The sequence below is a fragment of the Mycolicibacterium sp. TUM20985 genome, assembly GCF_030295745.1.
Taxonomy (GTDB): domain Bacteria; phylum Actinomycetota; class Actinomycetes; order Mycobacteriales; family Mycobacteriaceae; genus Mycobacterium.
On sequence record NZ_AP027291.1, the window covers coordinates 3,274,517 to 3,291,351 of the forward strand.

The following is a 16,835-nucleotide window of genomic DNA, read 5'->3' on the forward strand; positions in this document are numbered from 1 at the left end:
TCCTGGCGACGCCGCATGAGTGCCCCGATGGTCACCCGGCTCACCGAATCCGACTGGCGCGTGTTCGCCACTCTCCGGCTTCGCGCGTTGACCGACACCCTCGGCGCCGGGAACCTGCAGTACCGCCACGAGATGACGTTCACGGCGGCGCAGTGGCGGCGCCGGCTGCGTGCGCACGCCCAGTTCGCGGTCCTGGTCGACGACCACCTCGTCGGACTCATCGGCGCACAGCGGCAGGGCGCTGAGGCGGTGTACCTGTATTCACTGTGGCTGGAACCGCACGCGCGCGGTCGCGGCCTCGGACACGATCTGGTCAGCGCCGCGATCGACTGGGCCCGCAGTCAGCGGGCGCGCATCGTGACCCTGCGTGTCGACGCCGCCAACGCCACGGCCCGCGGTGTCTACGAGCGGTTGGGTTTCGGAGTGGTCGGCGCATCGACGACGGCCACCGAACTCACCATGTCCCTCATGGTCGGGTGACGTCGGGGCGATAGCGCGACACCAGGATCCGCACGGCGTCCATCGCGTCGACGGCGCGGCCCTTGTCGACGGACTGGATCGCCATCAGCGGGATGTACTCGTCATCGGGAAGATCGACCCTCGCCCAGCGAGCCCCCGGTGGAAAGGTGACGTCGACGACGTCGGACCACGGGATGAGACGGTAGCTCAACAGGTTTCGTACGCGCAGACCACCGGGACCGACCTGCAGCCGGGGTCGGGCGAACACCAGGACCAGGCCTCCGATGATGATGCCGAGCAGTCCGATGGCCACCTGATCGGCGGTCTGGAAGATCACTCCGGACGTGCCGACCTTCAGCAGGAAGCCGACGGCGATGTGGGCCGCGGCGATCACGAAGGCGGCGCCGTAGGCGAAGTAGGGCGTCAGGTGGGGCCTGACCTCGAGGTCGATGCCGGCAGCGGCGTCGGTCACGGCTTCTGGCGCAGGTCGCGCAGTGTCAGCGCCGTCGACAGGGCGGCGGCGGCGGCCTGGGCGCCCTTGTCCTCCGCGGAGCCCGGCAACCCCGCACGGTCGAGCGCCTGCTTCTCGTCGTTCGTGGTGAGGACGCCATTGGCCACCGGGGTGCCCTCGTCGAGCGATACCCGGGTCAAACCCTGGGTCACCGCGTCGCACACGTAGTCGAAATGCGGTGTCTGACCCCGGATCACGACGCCAAGTGCGACGACGGCATCATGTGACTTGGCCAATTGTTGTGCCACGACAGGTATTTCGATGGCACCGAGCACCCGGATCACGTCCGGGTCCTCGACGCCGGATGCCGCGGCGGTGCGACGCGCACCGTCGAGCAGGGCGTCGCAGATCTCGGTGTGCCAGGTGCTCGCCACGATCGCCAGCGTCAGACCCGAGGCATCGACCGGCGGCATGTCCGGAACCCCTGCGCCACCGCTCACGTGGTCACGCTGCCGGGATCGGTCGCCGTCGGAGGCAGACGGTCGCCGAGCAGGTAGACGCCCTCGTCGTAGCCGTTCATCTTGACCGACTCGTCGTAGTCGTCGAGCCCGGTCAGGTCGTGGCCCATCCGGTCGCGCTTGGTCATCAGGTAGCGAATGTTCTCCGAGTTGGCGCGCACCGGCAGCGGTACCCGCTCGATGATGTGCAGCCCGTAACCGTCGAGACCGACCCGCTTGGCGGGATTGTTGGTCAGCAGCCGCATCGAACGGATCCCGAGGTCGACCAGGATCTGCGCCCCGATGCCGTAGTCCCTGGCATCGGCGGGCAGCCCGAGCTTGAGATTGGCGTCGACGGTGTCGTCGCCGGCGTCCTGCAGCTGATAGGCCTGCAGCTTGTGCAGGAGCCCGATGCCGCGGCCCTCGTGTCCGCGCATGTAGAGCACGACGCCCCGGCCCTCGCGAGCGACCATCGCCATGGCGGCGTCGAGCTGGGGGCCGCAGTCGCAGCGCCGCGAACCGAAGACGTCACCGGTCAGGCATTCGGAGTGCACGCGAACGAGGACGTCGTGCCCGTCGCTCTCCGGTCCGACGATGTCGCCGCGCACCAGGGCGACGTGTTCGACGTCGTCGTAGATGCTGGTGTAGCCCACCGCGCGGAACTCCCCGTGGCGGGTGGGAATGCGAGCTTCGGCGATCCGCACGATGTGCTTCTCGTGCTTGCGCCGCCACTCGATCAGGTCGGCGATCGAGATGAGTGCCAGACCGTGGTCGTCGGCGAACACCCGCAGCTCGTCGGTCTGGGCCATCTCGCCCTCGTCCTTCTGGCTGACGATCTCGCAGATGGCGCCGGCGGGTTGCAGGCCGGCGAGTTTGGCCAGGTCGACCGCCGCCTCCGTGTGGCCGGGGCGGCGGAGCACACCGCCCTCCTTAGCGCGCAGCGGTACCACGTGTCCCGGCCGGGTGAAGTCGCCGGCAATGGCCGTCGGGTCGGCGAGCAGACGCATGGTGGTGGCGCGGTCGGACGCCGAAATGCCGGTTCCGACATCTCTCTTGGCGTCGACGGTCACGGTGTAGGCGGTGCCGTGCTTGTCCTGGTTCACCGCGTACATCGGCAGCAGGCCGAGCCGGTCGCAGACCTCACCCGACAGCGGCACGCACAGGTAGCCGGAGGTGTACCGCACCATGAACGCGACCAGTTCCGGGGTGGCCTTCTCGGCCGCGAAGATCAGGTCGCCCTCGTTCTCGCGGTCCTCGTCATCGATGACCACGACGGCCTTGCCCGCCGCGATGTCGGCTATCGCCCGTTCGACGGAATCCAGCCTCGTCATCTCTGCCACCCTTGCCGTCCCGATCGGGACCATCGTGCACCGCACCCTTGATCGTCCATCAGTATGAACCAATTCGGCGTGACACTTATTGCCCGCTCCTTCGGGACCCCGGCGAACAGGGCCGACGTTGCAATCAGGGCTGGTGGGAAAGCAGCCGCTCGACATACTTCGCGATGACGTCGACCTCGAGGTTGACCGGTATGCCGACGCCGGCCCGCCCCAACGTCGTCATCTGCAGCGTGGTCGGGATGAGCGACACCTCGAACCAGTCGGGCCCCAGGCTGGAGACCGTCAGCGAGATGCCGTCAACGGTGATCGACCCCTTCTCCACCACGTAGCGCGACAGCGATACCGGCAGTGAGATGCGCACCACTTCCCAGTGCTCCGACGGCGTCCGCGCCAGAACGCGTCCGGTGCCGTCCACGTGGCCCTGCACGATGTGCCCGCCCAGCCTGCTGTTGAGGGCCGCCGCCCGTTCGAGGTTGACGTGGCTGCCCACCTCGACTCCCTGCAGGCTCGAGCGGTTGAGGGTCTCGGCCATCACGTCGGCGGTGAACGCCCCGTCGGCGAGCAGTTCCACGACTGTGAGACAGACGCCGTTGACGGCGATTGAATCGCCGTGACCGGCGTCGGTCGTGACGAGGGGACCACGGATGACGAAACGTGCGGCGTCGGTGAGATCCTCCTTGCCGACGACCTCACCCAACTCTTCGACGATGCCGGTGAACATGCTGACCAGGCTAGTCAGAGTTGCTTCTGCCCGAAGTAGGTGGCCACCGGGTTGTCGTTGAAGTTGGCCACCGGGATGTAGCCCTCCCGCTCGTAGAGGCGCTGCGCCTCCGGTTGACGTGGTCCCGTGTCCAACCGCGACACCATGTAACCAAGCCCCCGCGCGGCGTCCTCCAGCGCGTAGAGCAGCTCACGTGCCAGCCCCTGACCGCGCGCCTCGGGGGTGACGTACATCCGTTTGATCTCGCAGGCGCCGTCGGGCAGTCGCTTCAGGCCACCGCCGCACAACGCCACCCCGTCGCGGTATCCGACGAGGAACACGCCGCCCGGCGGACCCAGTTCCGTCGGCCCGCCCTCGGCATGTCGGGCGCGTCGAGGTCCAAGCCGCCGGATCCCTCTGCGCCGAGGTCCCAGTACAGCGCGCGCATCTCGTCGAGCATTGCCGCGACCAGCGCCGCGGCATCGCCGACGTCGGAGGGAACCGCGCGAAACACCAGCACCGCTCTACTCCTACCCGGTGCCCGCCGCAAAGGTCCACCCATTCGCACCCACTACGATGCAACCATGCCGACGCGCCCTCGCATTGCCGTCCTCGTGTCCCTCTTCGCTGCGCTCCTGCTCATCGCGGGCTGCAGCTCGTCAGAGAAGTCCAGCGCACCACTGCCCGACGGAGCAACTCTGGTCAAGGACTCCAACGAGACCACCAGTAAGCAGCAGAGCGTGCACCTCGAGCTCACGGTCACGGGCAAGATTCCAGAGCTGCCCATCGAAACCCTCGGTGGTGACCTCACGAACACCCCGGTGGTCGCCGCCCAGGGCAAGGCCAGCATCATCGCCTTCGGCCAGACGTTCAAGGACGTCGACTTCGTGGTCGCCGACGGCGACCTGTACGGCGCGCTGACTCCCGGCAGCTTCACCAACTTCGGCCCCGCGTCGGAGATCTACGACGTGTCGAAGATCCTGAACCCCGACGTCGGACTGGCCAACGTCCTCGCCAACTTCACCGAAGCGAAGGCCGACGGCCGCGAAACCATCAACGGGGTCGACACCGTGAAGGTGACCGGCACCGTGACCGCCGACGCCGTCAACGGCCTCGCCGACGTCGGTGCCACCGGTCCCGTCCCCGCGACCGCCTGGATCAAGGAGGACGGCGACCACGAACTGGTGCAGGCCAAGCTCGATCCGAGTCAGAGCAACAGCGTTCAGATGACGCTGACCGACTGGGGCAAGAGCGTGACCGTCACCAAGCCCGCCGCGTAATGGCCGGGGCCCACGGCGCGATCGAGCCGAAGGCGTCCAGCCGGCGCATCGCGATCACCGCGGGCGGCCTCGCCGTGCTGCTGGGTGCGCTGGACACCTATGTCGTCATCGCGATCATCAACGACATCATGCGGGACATCGGGATCTCGCTGAATCAGATTCAGCGCGTCACCCCGGTCATCACCATGTACCTGCTTGGCTACATCGCAGCGATGCCCCTGCTGGGTCGCGCTTCGGACCGGTTCGGCCGCAAGCTGGTTCTGCAGCTCAGCCTGGCGGGCTTTGCCGCCGGATCGGTGGTCACCGCGCTGTCATCCGACCTGTTCACCATGGTCATCGGACGCGCGATCCAGGGCACCGCGAGCGGTGCGCTGTTGCCCGTCACCCTCGCGCTGGCCGCCGACCTGTGGGCCGAGCGCAACCGGGCGTCCGTACTCGGTGGCATCGGGGCAGCACAGGAACTCGGCGCCGTGCTGGGACCGCTCTACGGCGTCGCCGTGGTGTGGGCCTTGAGTACGTGGCGCGACGTGTTCTGGATCAACGTGCCGCTCGCGATCATCGCCATGGTGATGATCCACTTCAGCCTGCCCGCCAAGGACGAGGACGGGCCCAGGGAGAAGGTCGACGTCGTCGGCGGGCTGTTGCTCGCGGTCGCCCTGGGGCTGATGGTCTTCGGCATGTACAACCCCTCGCCAGACGGCAAGCAGGTCTTCCCAAGCTGGGGTTTGCCGGTCCTGGGCGTCGCGCTGGTAGTGACGATCGCGTTCTTCGTCTGGGAGAAGTTCGCCACCACCCGACTCATCGACCCGACCGGCGTGAGGTTCGGGCCGTTCCTCGCGGCCCTCGGCGCGTCGCTGTGCACCGGCGCGGCGCTGATGGTCACCCTGGTCAACGTCGAGCTGTTCGGCCAGGGCGTACTGGGCAAGGAGCAGACCGAGACCGTCTTCCTGCTGGCGTGGTTCCTCGGCGCACTCCCGGTCGGCGCCGTGATCGGCGGCTGGATCGCCACCAAGATCGGGGACCGCATCATGGCGTTCGTCGGCCTGCTGATCGCCAGCTTCGCGTACTGGCTGGTGTCGCACTGGACCGTGGACGTGATGTCTACCCGTCACGACCTCGGGCTGTTCTCCGTACCCGCCTTCGAGACCGATCTGGTGCTCGCAGGTGTTGGCCTCGGCCTGGTCATCGGTCCCCTCACGTCGGCGACGTTGCGGGCCGTCCCCGGCGCCCAGCACGGAATCGCCTCTGCGTCGGTCGTCGTCTCTCGCATGATCGGCATGTTGATCGGGCTCGCCTCGCTCAGCGCCTGGGGCCTATACAAGTTCAACCAGTACCTCGCGGAGATGCCGAAACCCAAGGGCACCAACCTGATGGAGATCGGCGCGCAACTCGCCGCCAACGTGAAGACCGCCTACACGATGCAGTACGGCCAGATCTTCTTCATCACGATGATCGTGTGCGCAGTGGGCGCGGTCCTTGGATTGTTGATCACCGGTAAGCACCAGCAGGCCGAGGAGCCAGACGCCGCGACCCAAGCCGTCAGCGCCAGGACCTAGTCGGTCCGGTCAGCAGCGTTCGACGCCCGGCGTGATCAGCTTGACTTCCGGACGCGCCTCATCGGCGTCTTGCGTGCCCAGCACCGCACGCAATGGCCGGAAGACCATGTCCACGATGGCGCCCTGATCGACGGGGCGAAAGCTGAGCCAGTCCTGCAGTGCAGTCATTGCTCTCGTCCTTCTTCGATGGGCAGTGGGCCCGGGTGGTCGCGATCTTGGTTCCGATTTTACGTGGACAACCGTCGCCGACATGCTCCGCAAGAGGGCCCCGAGGTCTCAAACCGGTAACGAGTCCCCCAACGGCGGTATTCCGTGGGTGATGCGAGTCACATTGGCGCCCAAGCGAATCGCAGGTCTCACCGCCTCGAGGTTTGCCATGGCTCAGCCGGGAACCAGGCTCATCCGAAGATCGGGGCCCAGACGCAGCACGCCGTCGTAGCGCCACTTCTGCGCCGCAGTGATGCTGGCCACGCCCACGTCGTCGACGGCGGTGATCGGACCACCGAGCAGGATCGGCGCCACGTAGCCGAGGATGCGATCGATCAACCCGGCACGCAGGAAGGCTCCCGCGAGCGTCGGTCCCCCCTCGAGCAGCACGTCGGTTCGGTCCGACAATGCCTGGATCACCTCGTGGGGCTCGCGGGTGCGGATCACCATGGTTCGGGAGTCGTCGTTGAGGACCCTGGCGTCCGGAGAGATCTCCCGCTCCCCGACCACTACGCGCAACGGTTGCCGCTCGCACAACGAGCCGTCGGGCAGGCGCGCCGTCAACGTCGGATCGTCGAAGAACACGGTGCCGGTTCCCACGATGATCGCGTCGGCGGCCGCGCGCAGGCGGTGGACGTCGACACGCGCCGCCTCGCTGGTGATCCACTGGCTGCTGCCGTCGGCGGCGGCGCTGCGGCCGTCGATGCTGGAGGCGAACTTCCACGTGACGTGCGGCCTGCCGGTGCGCTGCCGGTGCAGCCACTCCCGCAACGCTCCCCCGGCGACGTCGTCACCGAGCACGCCCGCCTGGACCGTCCGGCCAGCATCGGCCAGCCCCTTCGCCCCGCCCGCCGCCACCGGGTTGGGATCGTCGACGGCATAGACCACGGTCGAAATACCTGCTGCGACAAGTGCATCCACGCATGGGGGCGTCCGGCCGTGGTGGCTGCACGGCTCGAGTGTGACGACCGCGGTACCTCCCACTGCGCGCTCGCCCGCCCGTCGCAGCGCCACGATCTCCGCGTGCGGACCTCCGGTGGGTTGCGTCGCGCCCACCCCGGCGATGGCACCCTCGCGGTCCAGGATGACCGCACCGACGGGCGGATTCGGATACGTGGTGCCCTTGACGGCATCGGCCTGGGCGATGGCCGACCGCATCGCGTCCTCGACGTTCATGCCCTCAGGTGCTTGGACGCCGAGGCAGCCTGACGCCGCAGGTTCGCCACGGCGAGCGCCGGGTCCGCCGCGCCGAACACGGCCGATCCCGCCACGAAGCAGTCCACACCCGCTTCAGCGGCGGCCTCGATGGTGTCGGCGTTGATACCGCCGTCGATCTCCACGACGATCGTCAGCTCGCCCGCGTCGACCAACCTCCGCACGGCTGCGACCTTGGGCAGCACCTCGGGCATGAACTTCTGGCCGCCAAACCCCGGCTCCACCGACATCACCAGCAGCGTGTCGAAGTGACGGAGGATGTCGAGGTAGGGCTCGATCGGGGTGCCGGGTTTCACGCTCAGACCGGCCTTGGCGCCCGCCGCCCGGATGTCACGGGCCACGCCCACGGGATCGTCGGTCGCCTCGGCGTGGAACGTGACGTTGTATGCGCCGGCCTCCGCGTACGGAGGGGCCCAACGCGCGGGATCGTCGATCATCAGGTGACAGTCCATCGGGATGTCGGTCGCCTCGAGCAGACTCTCCACCACGGGCAGACCCAGGGTCAGGTTCGGCACGAAGTGGTTGTCCATCACGTCGACGTGAAGCCAGTCGGAGCCGACGACTGCGGCGGTCTCCTCGGCGAGCCGGGCGAAGTCGGCGGCCAGGATCGACGGAGCGATCAGGGGTTGTGCCATGGCGGCCAGCTTAGGTACGGCGGGCAGGAGCGAAGCGACCCGGGGGGAATATCTGCGCGGGCAGGAGCGAAGCGACCCTGGGCGTTTATGTGGGCGATGACCGCTGCACGCGAAGCGCTGCCGCGAACATCGCGTCGGTACCGTGCCGGTGCGGCCACAGCTGCACGTGCGGGCCGGACCCGAGACCCGTCATCGGCGTGACGCCGGCATCGAACAGCGGCCGGGTGTCGATCGCCTGCACGGGTTGGCGGCGCAGCGCGTCGGCCACCACCCCGACCGTCTCCGCGAGGTGCGGCGAGCACGTGGCGTACAGCACCACACCGCCGTCGCGGGTCAGCGCGATGGCGGCGGCCAGCAGTTGCTTCTGGAGCTTCGCCAGCGCGGGGACGTCACCGGGTTGGCGTCGCCACCGCGCCTCTGGCCTACGCCGGAGCGCTCCCAGCCCGGTGCACGGCGCGTCGACGAGCACCCGGTCGAACGACGCAGCAGGCAGACCCGATTCGCGCCCGTCGACGCGGAGCACCTCGACGCCCAAACCGCGCACCGCCTGCTCGACGAGTTCGGCTCGGTGGGGCGTGGGCTCGATCGCCGTCACGAGGGCACCGGCGTCGGCGGCGATGGCCCCGAGCAACGACGCCTTTCCGCCTGGGCCGGCGCACAGGTCCAGCCATCGTTCATCGGGGCCCTCGAGCGGCGCCAACGTCAGCGCCCTGGCGACGAGCTGACTGCCCTCGTCCTGCACCTGCGCCGACCCGTCCCGCACGGCGTCGAGCTGGCCCGGGTCACCCCCCGACAGGTAGACCGCATACGGCGAGTAGCGCCCGACCTCACCGTCGGCGGCCCGCGCCAGGTCTTCGGCCGTCAGCACACCGGGCCGGGCGGCAAGATGCACCAGCGGCCGGCCGTCGTCACTGGCGAGCAACGCCCCGAGCTCGGCGGCGTCCGCGCCGAGGGCGTCGGCGAAGGCCTGCGCGATCCACCTCGGGTGGGCATGGGTGAACGCCAGGTGGCCGACCGGGTCGGTGTCGGCGGCCGGTGCCAGCTCGGCGACCCAGGACTGTTCGTCGCGGGCGGCGATGGTCCGCAACGTCCCGTTGACGAATCCCGCACGCGCCGTGTCGAGTTCGATGGCCGCCTGCTCGACGGTGGTGTCGACCGCAGCGTGGGCGTCCACTCGGGTGCGCAGCAGTTGATAGGTGCCGAGTCGCAGGAGGTCGAGCAGCACGGGGTCGATGCGGTCGACGGGACGGTTCGCGGCGTGGACGATGACGGCGTCGAGCAGACCGAGTGCGCGGCACGCGCCGTAGGCCAGTTCGGTCGCGAAGGCGGCGTCGCGCCCGGCGACGTGACGTTCCCGCAGCAGCGCGGGCAGCACGAGGTTGGCGTACGCGTCGCGCTCCGAGACGGCGCGCAGGACGTCGAACGCCGCCTTGCGGGCCGGATCGAGTGGTTTGCGCGGTCGGCGCCGAGCACCGTGGGGCCGGCTCACGTGGCGCTCGCGTTCTCGTCGAGGCGGGCACCCCTGGCCCAGTCGGCGGCCTTCATCGGTTTCTTGCCGGGGGGCTGAATCTCACCGAGGAGCACCGGTGCCGACGCCGTGCCGACGTACACCCCCCGACGGTCGGTACGAATCTTGCCGGGCGGCAACGATTCTGCCTCCGCGACGGTGACGGGTCCGACCTTCACGCGCAGATCGCCGATCATGCTCCAGGCTCCGGGGTTGGGTGTCACGGCACGGATCCTGCGGTCGACCACCTGAGCGGGTAGGTCCCAGCGCACCATGGCCTCCTCGACCGTGATCTTCGGCGCAACGGTCACGCCGTCGGCCGGTTGCGGTACCGCGGTGAGTGATTGGTCCGCGATGCCGTCGAGTGTCCTCTCCAGGAGCACGGCCCCCGAGACCGACAGCCGTTCGAGCAGTACGCCCGCGGTGTCGGTCGGGCGAATAGTCTCGGTCACCACGCCGAAGACCGGACCCGAGTCGAGGCTCGGCTCGATCCGGAATGTCGTCGCCCCGGTCACCTCGTCGCCTGCCGCGATCGCGGCCTGCACGGGGGCGGCGCCCCGCCAGGCCGGAAGCAGGGAGAAGTGCAGGTTGATCCAACCCAGGGGTGGCACCCCGAGCAGCCCCTCGCGCAGCAGCGCGCCGTACGCCACCACGGCGCAGCAGTCGGGTGCCAGATCGTGCAGCTCGGCGACGAACTCGGCGCCGTTGGGCCGGTCAGGCCGCAACACGGGGATGCCGTGGTCGATGGCGAATTGCGCCACCGGCGACGGCGAGGGGCGTCCGCGTCGGCCGGACGCGGCGTCGGGCCGGGTCAACACGGCGATCACGTCATGGTTCTCGGAGGCGATTAGCCGCTGAAGGGACGGGAGAGCGGGCTCCGGGGTGCCCGCGAAGATGATGCGCACGCCGCTAGCCGGCGCTTCCGGTGGGGAGCTGGTAGTACTCGCGTTCGGACACTCCGGCCAGCGGCGCGACGAACATCCACGGAATGGTGGTGACGGCCTTGTTCAGCGTGGCGACCGCATCGTTGTAGTACTGGCGGGCGAAGGCCAGCTTGTTCTCGGTGTCGGCGAGATTGTCCTGCAGGTTGAGGAAGTTGCTCGACGAGTTCAGTTGGGGGTAGGTCTGACCGAGCGCGAGCAGGGGGCCCAGGGCGGTGTCCAGCTCGTGTTCCGCGGCGCTGCGCTGCGCGACGGACTTCCCTCCGGTCGCGGACGTGAGCGCCGCCCGCGCATCGGTGACGTGGTCGAGCACGCCCTTCTCGTGGGCGGCGAAGGTCTGCACGGTGTGCACCAGGCTGGGAATGAGGGACGCCCGGCGGGTCAACTCGACGTCGATACCGGACAGTGCCTCCGAGACCCGGACGTCAGCGGAACGAATCTTGTTGTACCCCATGACGAATCCGACGAGAACGAGGACGAGTAGAACAACGACCAAGATCAGGACGTAACTCACCACGAGCCTCCTCCTCCGCCGCCGCCTCCGCCGCCACCGCCCCCACCACTGGAGCTGCTACCTCCCGACGAGGACGACGACGACTGCGACGCGGTGTAGGCACCGATCGATGACGACAGGGCCGATTCGAAGCTGTCGAAATTCGGACCCCCGGACGAACCGCCGAAGCCCCATCCGCTCGACGTCGACGACGAATTGTACCAATCCGGCTGCGGGGCAACGGCTCCCACGGTCTCACTATACTTCTTCGCCCACATCGCCGCGGCGCCGCCCGCGATGGCGAACGGGATGTAGGCGGTGTAGAGGTCCTTGCGTGCCGCGAAGTCGAAGCGGGTCTCCGCCGAGTCGGTGGAGAGCAAACGGTGGAATCCACCTGCCTGCGACCACAATCGGCGGCCAGCCTCGGTGCGCCGGGTGCCGACGCCGTCGGACCACGACCGCCTCGAGAACAGGAAGAAGGCGACGAATGGCAACGCCCACGCGGTGGTGGGAAAGCCCCAGCGGAAGAAGGCGCAGATGGCGAGGACCACGGCCAGCGCGTTGGCCGCACGCACCCAGAGTTCCTTCTTGCGCTGGACGATTAGACCCTCACCGGTCGCCCAAATCTGCACTGCCGCGGCCATGTCGGTCTTGGCCGTGGTGAGCTTCTTGCCCGCCGTGACCGATTTCGAGGCCATGAACTCCTTGCCGGGGCCCATCACCTTGAGTGCCGACCCGACGGCGACGGCCACCGGATCCACGTCCGCCCACGCTGAGTTCTGCGCCGTCCCGCGCACTCGCCAGCTGTCCGAGTCGACCTGCCTGAGGTCGACCAACTTGCGCTCGGCGAGGTGGAACAGGGTGGCTGTCAGTCCGTTCTGGGGTACCGCCTCGGTGCGGATGTACTCAGTCTGTACCGGGCCCAGTCCTGGCGGAGGGCCGTACTGGACGGGGAAGCCGGGGTCGGGTTCGACGGTGGTGCGGTACCACAGGTAGGCGACCAGCGCCCCCGCCACCGACAGTCCGACCACCCAGACGACGCCACCGAGCGACCGTCCCAGGACGGGGTCCCACGGGTAGGACCACGGCAAGCTGATCCGCGCCGGGGTCGGTACGTCGACGCCGGCCCTCATGGTGACCGGGGTTCGCGGCGCCAAGTTCTCCGCGCGGAGTTCGACGGTGCTGCCCGACACGGAGAGTCCATCGCACGGGCGGCCGTCGCCGAAGCCGACGGCGCATTCTGCGCCCGTGACGTCGGCCGGCAGCGTCGCGCGAACCCGGACCCGCTGGATGACGTTGTTCCAGGACGGCGCGATCACGTTCCAGAAGAACACCGACGTGGACTCCGGATCGCCGACGACGTTCGCGAAGTCACGGTTCTCGCCGGTACTTCCGGGATCGAGCACGCCGGGGATGGTGTAGCGAAGTTCGTAGGTGTGCGTGCCCCACGGCAGGGTGCTGTCCGGGTCACCGATCTTGGCGACCCGGAATCGATCACCCGACTCCGACAGCAGCTGATAGGGCACCGGCTCGCCATCCATCAGGATGGAGGTGACCGTCGGCTCCTGCCGCACTCTCGGGCTGTTCGGATTGGCGACGTCCCAGTAGCGGAAGATGCCGTGTCTGCCCGACGGGAACTCGCCGCGGATGGTCTCGACGGCGTTCAGCGTGCCGTCGGCTCCGACGGTGAAATCGGCCTGGTAGTCGCTGATCACCACGGGGTCGTCACCGGGTGGCGAGGCAGACGTGCCCTGGAACAGCACGGGCCAGAACAGGCCAACGGCGATGAGGCCCAACAGGATCAGCCAGCCAAGTACTCGCTTCACTGCACCTCCCGTACCAACCCGCCGCTCGACGTTCGCCTCACCCTATGTGCAAGGGGTCGATTTGCACCCGAACGGGCGGCTGATCGTGACGGGCGCTGAACACACCCGTCGCGCGACGAAGCGCCGAGGCCAGCTCCAGTCCGGTGTGCCGAGGGACGCGGACGAGCATCCGCCTCACCTCGGCGTCGCGTTCCGTGCCGGGGAGTCGACGGGCCCCCGGTGGCAGCTCGACGGGACCGAGGACGTCGGCATCCTCGGGTAACCGGGCGGCCGCAACCAGAGCCATGATGGCGGCGGGGTCTCCGTCGACGGCGGCCATGTGCACGGCGGGCGGCAGGCCGACCTCGGCGCGCGCGGCGAGTTCGGATTCGGCGTGCCCGACGGGATCCCACCGGACGAGCGCCTGCACGGTCGGGATCGCCGATTCGGCCACGATCGCGACGACCCCGCCGTCGCCCCGGTGCCGAACCAGTGCCGCCGCGGCCATCCATCGCCGCAGCGCGTCCTCCGAGGCTCGCAGATCCTGGCGGCCGAGCAGGGCCCAGCCGTCGAGGAGCAGCAGCGCGCCGTAGCCGCCGGGGGCCCGGGGTTCAGCGCCGGGCGTGGCCACGACCAGGGACGGCGCCGCGGGCACCTCGGTGACGACCGCGTCGCCGCCCGAGGTGATCACGGTGGTCCCGGGGAAGGCGCGGCCCAACTCCTCGGCGGTGCGCCGGGCACCGACGACGACGGCGCGCACGGCGTCCGAACCACAGCGCACGCAGCGCAGGGCCGGTTCGGTGCGGCCGCACCAGCGACAGACCGCGCCAGCCCCGCGGTCGGGCAGGGACATGGGACCCGTGCAATGCCTGCACCTGGCGATGTTCCGGCACTTGCCGCAGGCCAGCGCAGGCACGTACCCGCGCCGCGGGACCTGCACCAGTACCGGGCGCTCGGCCTTCAACGCCGCGCGGGCGGCATCCAGCGCCATCGTGGGCAACCGTGCGGTGTGCGAGGCGGCATCGCGTTCCTGGGCGAAGCCGCTGTCGTCGAGCGCGACCACCCGCGGCGTCCGAGCCCGCACCACCGGTCGGGTGGCCACTAAATCGTGGGCCCACTTGCTCGAGACCAGGGCCTGGGCCTCGGCCGTCCGGGCGTAGCCGGCGATCAGCGCCCCGCACCGCAATTGGTGCGCGCGCAGCATCGCCACCTCGCGGGCGTGGGGGTAGGGCGCCCGCGGTTCGGTCAGGGTGTCGTCACCGTCGTCCCACACCATCACCAGACCGAGATCGGCGACCGGGGCGAACACCGCGCTGCGGGTGCCGATGACGAACCTGGCGTGACCCCGCAGCACCGACAACCAGCGGCGGTAGCGCTGTGACGGCCCGAGACCGGCGGACAGCGCGACGACGGCGCCCTCGTCGACGTGTCGGATCGCGGCCGCGTACAGCGCGTCGACGTCACGCTGGTCGGGGACCACGGCCAACGCCGAGCGGCCCGATCCGACGACGACCGCGGCGGCTTCGGCCAGCCGGTCGGTCCACTGTTCCCCCGGCAGCGCCTGCCATACCGCGCGGGCAGCCCGGCCGTCGGCGAGCGCGCCAAGGTAGTGCGGGGCGCGACCGTAGGCTGCCCAGGCCGCCGGATCGACGGCTCGTACAGTGGATGCCGGCGGGTCCGGTGCGGGCTGCTTCTCGACTCCCGCGTGGCGGGGCGGCACCGCGAGCCGGAGGACGTCGGGCCGGGTGCCGGCGTATCGGGCGGCCACGGCGTCGGCCAGTCTGCGGACGTCGGGGGTCAACACCCGTTCGTTGGACACGACGCGGTCCAGCCAGCCCAGCTTGCCCTCGTGGTCGGTGTCGGAACGCCGCTCGAGGACGAAGGCGTCGACCAACCTGCCGTGGAACCGCACCCGGGCCCGCACTCCCGGTTGCGCGTCATCGGACTGCTCGGCGGTGACGAGGTAGTCGAAGTCCCGGTCGAGATGCGGTACTGACAGCATGGGGAGCACGCGCGCGATGGGCTCGTGCTCGGCCGCCTGCCTGATCTCGGTCACGCAGGTGGTGTAGCAGAGCGGTCCGACGCCGGTCGCCCACGGCCGAAGAAGAATCCGGCGGTGATCAACAGCAGCGACGCGGCGTAGGCCCACCAGATCGGCACCGCCAGCGCCTCCGATTGCAGCACGAACTTGCCGATCCCGATCATGCCGTCGGACACCGCGAAGCACACCGCGCCGAGAGCGGTCCAGGGCGTCGGCAGTCGCGCCATCAGTGCTGCGCACACCATCGCCGCCAGCACGCCCATGTACAGGATCACCGGGATCGCCATCCCCTCGGCAATGAGCCGCGGCCAGAACCACACCAGCAGCGTCACGCAGGCGGTGCAGACCACGATCGCGGCCGCCACTCTTACCGCAGTGGCGTCGGCCAACGGGAGCAGCGCGGCCAGGAAGCAGAGATGCGCCACCAGGAAGGCCCCCAGTCCGAGGACGAAGGACGGCTGCCACCACGGCATCGCGAGGAGGAAGTCACCCGCGGCCGAGCACACCAGGGCCGGGATCAGCCAGCGACGTTCGCGTCGTACGGGATGGCTGATCGCCGCGGCGGCCAGCAGCACCGCGGTCAGCGCCTTCACGGCGGGCTGGAGCGCGAACTGCCCGGTCAGCTCGGCGCCCGAGGGTGACCGCAGGGCCGTGACGACGAGGAAGATCCCGTACCCCGCACCGACGACCAACGCTGCGCCCCACAACGTCCGCGTCCGCCGCGATGCGTACGGTGAGGCGATGCCCGTCACCGACGACTCAGGCGACTCCGCCGACAAGCCAGGTCTGGATGCCATCCTGCAGAAGGTACTGGAAGCGGTGCCCTTCCAGTTGACGACCGACGGCGGCCCGGAGGCGGCCCGGCAGAGGTTTCGCGACCTGCCGCGGCGCCCGGTCCATCAGCATCTGCGCGTGGAGGACCGGACGATCGACGGCCCCGGCGGCCCGGTGCCGATCCGGCTGTACTGGCCGCCGGAGGCCGCGCACGGACCCGTACCGGTGGTGATGTTCTTCCACGGCGGGGGCTGGGTCGTCGGCGACCTCGACAGCTACGACGGCGAGGCCCGCGGACACGCGGTCGGGTCGGGTGCGCTGGTGGTGTCCGTCGACTATCGCCTGGCACCGGAGCATCCGTACCCGGCGGCGGTCGACGACGTCTGGGCGGCCACGCAGTGGACGGCAGCGCACGCCGCCGAACTCGGCGCCGACGCGTCTCGGTTCGCGGTCGCCGGCGACTCGGCAGGCGGCAACCTCGCCGCGGTCGTCGCGCAGTTGGCGCGTGACGCGGGCGGTCCTCCAATCGCGTTGCAGCTGCTCTGGTACCCGGCGACCACCTGGGACACCTCACTGCCGTCGTTCACCGAGAACGCCGATGCCCCCGTCCTTGCGGTCGATGCCGTCGGCCAGTTCTCCCGCTGGTACGCCAACGGCCAGGATCTGAAGAACCCGCCCGCGACGCTGGTGCCGGCGCGCGCGGCGGACCTGTCCCGGCTGGCGCCTGCATACGTCGCGGTGGCGGGGTACGACCCGCTGCGCGACGACGGCGTCCGGTACGGCGAGCTGCTCACGGCCGCGGGAGTACCCGTGGAGGTGCACAACGCAGAGACGCTGGTGCACGGGTACCTCGGATATACCGGCGTCGTGCCTGCGGCCACCGATGCCGTCGAACGTGGGCTTTCGGCGCTTCGTCGCGCGCTAGCCTGAGGCG

The 16,835-nt window shown here is 69.5% G+C and carries 19 protein-coding genes; 4 read left to right on the plus strand and 15 right to left on the minus strand.

Annotated features, from left to right (window positions below; all coding sequences use genetic code 11):
• Positions 1-15 precede the first annotated feature (15 nt).
• Positions 16-480 (plus strand): GNAT family N-acetyltransferase, encoded by a 465-nt coding sequence (locus QUE68_RS15975; protein WP_284235821.1) that lies wholly within the window; start codon positions 16-18, stop codon positions 478-480.
• On the opposite strand, the gene QUE68_RS15980 is transcribed toward QUE68_RS15975, so the two are convergent.
• The 6 genes from QUE68_RS15980 to QUE68_RS16005 form a co-directional block, all read right to left on the minus strand.
• Positions 467-931 carry a PH domain-containing protein gene (locus QUE68_RS15980; protein ID WP_284235820.1) on the minus strand — a complete coding sequence of 155 codons (465 nt, stop codon included), beginning with the start codon at positions 929-931 and terminating at the stop codon, positions 467-469. The two genes, QUE68_RS15975 and QUE68_RS15980, sit on opposite strands and share 14 nt — an antisense overlap.
• A complete protein-coding gene (gene ribH, locus QUE68_RS15985) occupies positions 928-1,410 on the minus strand; it encodes a 6,7-dimethyl-8-ribityllumazine synthase (protein WP_284235819.1) in 483 nt (160 codons plus the stop codon). Before ribH ends, QUE68_RS15980 begins: the two co-directional genes overlap by 4 nt.
• Positions 1,407-2,738, minus strand: a complete 1,332-nt coding sequence (locus QUE68_RS15990; protein WP_284227065.1) for a bifunctional 3,4-dihydroxy-2-butanone-4-phosphate synthase/GTP cyclohydrolase II — start codon at positions 2,736-2,738, stop codon at positions 1,407-1,409. Before QUE68_RS15990 ends, ribH begins: the two co-directional genes overlap by 4 nt.
• Before the next feature lie 133 nt (positions 2,739-2,871).
• Positions 2,872-3,468, minus strand: coding sequence for a riboflavin synthase (locus QUE68_RS15995; protein WP_284227066.1), 597 nt, complete (start codon positions 3,466-3,468; stop codon positions 2,872-2,874).
• Positions 3,469-3,482: 14 nt separating this feature from the next.
• Positions 3,483-3,788: a GNAT family N-acetyltransferase gene (locus QUE68_RS16000; RefSeq protein WP_284235818.1), complete on the minus strand. Its 306-nt coding sequence runs from the start codon at positions 3,786-3,788 to the stop codon at positions 3,483-3,485.
• A complete protein-coding gene (locus tag QUE68_RS16005; protein ID WP_284235817.1) occupies positions 3,737-3,967 on the minus strand; it encodes a hypothetical protein in 231 nt (76 codons plus the stop codon). The genes QUE68_RS16000 and QUE68_RS16005 overlap by 52 nt, the downstream gene beginning before the upstream one ends.
• A 64-nt stretch (positions 3,968-4,031) precedes the next feature.
• Between QUE68_RS16005 and QUE68_RS16010 the strand changes: the two genes are divergently transcribed.
• A complete protein-coding gene (locus tag QUE68_RS16010) occupies positions 4,032-4,727 on the plus strand; it encodes an LppX_LprAFG lipoprotein (protein ID WP_284235816.1) in 696 nt (231 codons plus the stop codon).
• Complete coding sequence (locus tag QUE68_RS16015) at positions 4,727-6,283, plus strand: MFS transporter (protein WP_284235815.1); 1,557 nt, start codon at positions 4,727-4,729, stop codon at positions 6,281-6,283. The genes QUE68_RS16010 and QUE68_RS16015 overlap by 1 nt, the downstream gene beginning before the upstream one ends.
• A gap of 9 nt (positions 6,284-6,292) precedes the next feature.
• On the opposite strand, the gene QUE68_RS16020 is transcribed toward QUE68_RS16015, so the two are convergent.
• The 9 genes from QUE68_RS16020 to QUE68_RS16060 form a co-directional block, all read right to left on the minus strand.
• The gene (locus QUE68_RS16020) at positions 6,293-6,451 is read right to left on the minus strand and encodes a hypothetical protein (protein ID WP_284227071.1); all 159 of its coding nucleotides are present in this window, start codon (positions 6,449-6,451) and stop codon (positions 6,293-6,295) included.
• A 213-nt stretch (positions 6,452-6,664) separates the two neighbouring features.
• Positions 6,665-7,666, minus strand: coding sequence for a bifunctional diaminohydroxyphosphoribosylaminopyrimidine deaminase/5-amino-6-(5-phosphoribosylamino)uracil reductase RibD (ribD, locus tag QUE68_RS16025; protein ID WP_284227072.1), 1,002 nt, complete (start codon positions 7,664-7,666; stop codon positions 6,665-6,667).
• Complete coding sequence (gene rpe / locus QUE68_RS16030; RefSeq protein WP_284227073.1) at positions 7,663-8,340, minus strand: ribulose-phosphate 3-epimerase; 678 nt, start codon at positions 8,338-8,340, stop codon at positions 7,663-7,665. The genes ribD and rpe overlap by 4 nt, the downstream gene beginning before the upstream one ends.
• Before the next feature lie 85 nt (positions 8,341-8,425).
• A complete protein-coding gene (locus QUE68_RS16035; RefSeq protein WP_284227074.1) occupies positions 8,426-9,829 on the minus strand; it encodes an RsmB/NOP family class I SAM-dependent RNA methyltransferase in 1,404 nt (467 codons plus the stop codon).
• Positions 9,826-10,752, minus strand: a complete 927-nt coding sequence (fmt, locus tag QUE68_RS16040) for a methionyl-tRNA formyltransferase (RefSeq protein WP_284227075.1) — start codon at positions 10,750-10,752, stop codon at positions 9,826-9,828. The genes QUE68_RS16035 and fmt overlap by 4 nt, the downstream gene beginning before the upstream one ends.
• Before the next feature lie 4 nt (positions 10,753-10,756).
• Entirely contained in the window at positions 10,757-11,305 is a 549-nt protein-coding gene (locus QUE68_RS16045; RefSeq protein ID WP_284227076.1) for a LemA family protein, read from the minus strand.
• The gene (locus tag QUE68_RS16050; protein WP_284227077.1) at positions 11,299-13,107 is read right to left on the minus strand and encodes a DUF2207 domain-containing protein; all 1,809 of its coding nucleotides are present in this window, start codon (positions 13,105-13,107) and stop codon (positions 11,299-11,301) included. Before QUE68_RS16050 ends, QUE68_RS16045 begins: the two co-directional genes overlap by 7 nt.
• A gap of 37 nt (positions 13,108-13,144) precedes the next feature.
• Positions 13,145-15,142: a primosomal protein N' gene (locus tag QUE68_RS16055; RefSeq protein WP_284235813.1), complete on the minus strand. Its 1,998-nt coding sequence runs from the start codon at positions 15,140-15,142 to the stop codon at positions 13,145-13,147.
• The gene (locus tag QUE68_RS16060; RefSeq protein WP_454786268.1) at positions 15,139-15,924 is read right to left on the minus strand and encodes a lysoplasmalogenase; all 786 of its coding nucleotides are present in this window, start codon (positions 15,922-15,924) and stop codon (positions 15,139-15,141) included. The genes QUE68_RS16055 and QUE68_RS16060 overlap by 4 nt, the downstream gene beginning before the upstream one ends.
• On the opposite strand from QUE68_RS16060, the gene QUE68_RS16065 reads away from it, so the two are divergent.
• Complete coding sequence (locus QUE68_RS16065) at positions 15,869-16,831, plus strand: alpha/beta hydrolase (protein WP_284227079.1); 963 nt, start codon at positions 15,869-15,871, stop codon at positions 16,829-16,831. The genes QUE68_RS16060 and QUE68_RS16065 overlap by 56 nt on opposite strands.
• The last annotated feature ends 4 nt before the right edge of the window (positions 16,832-16,835 follow it).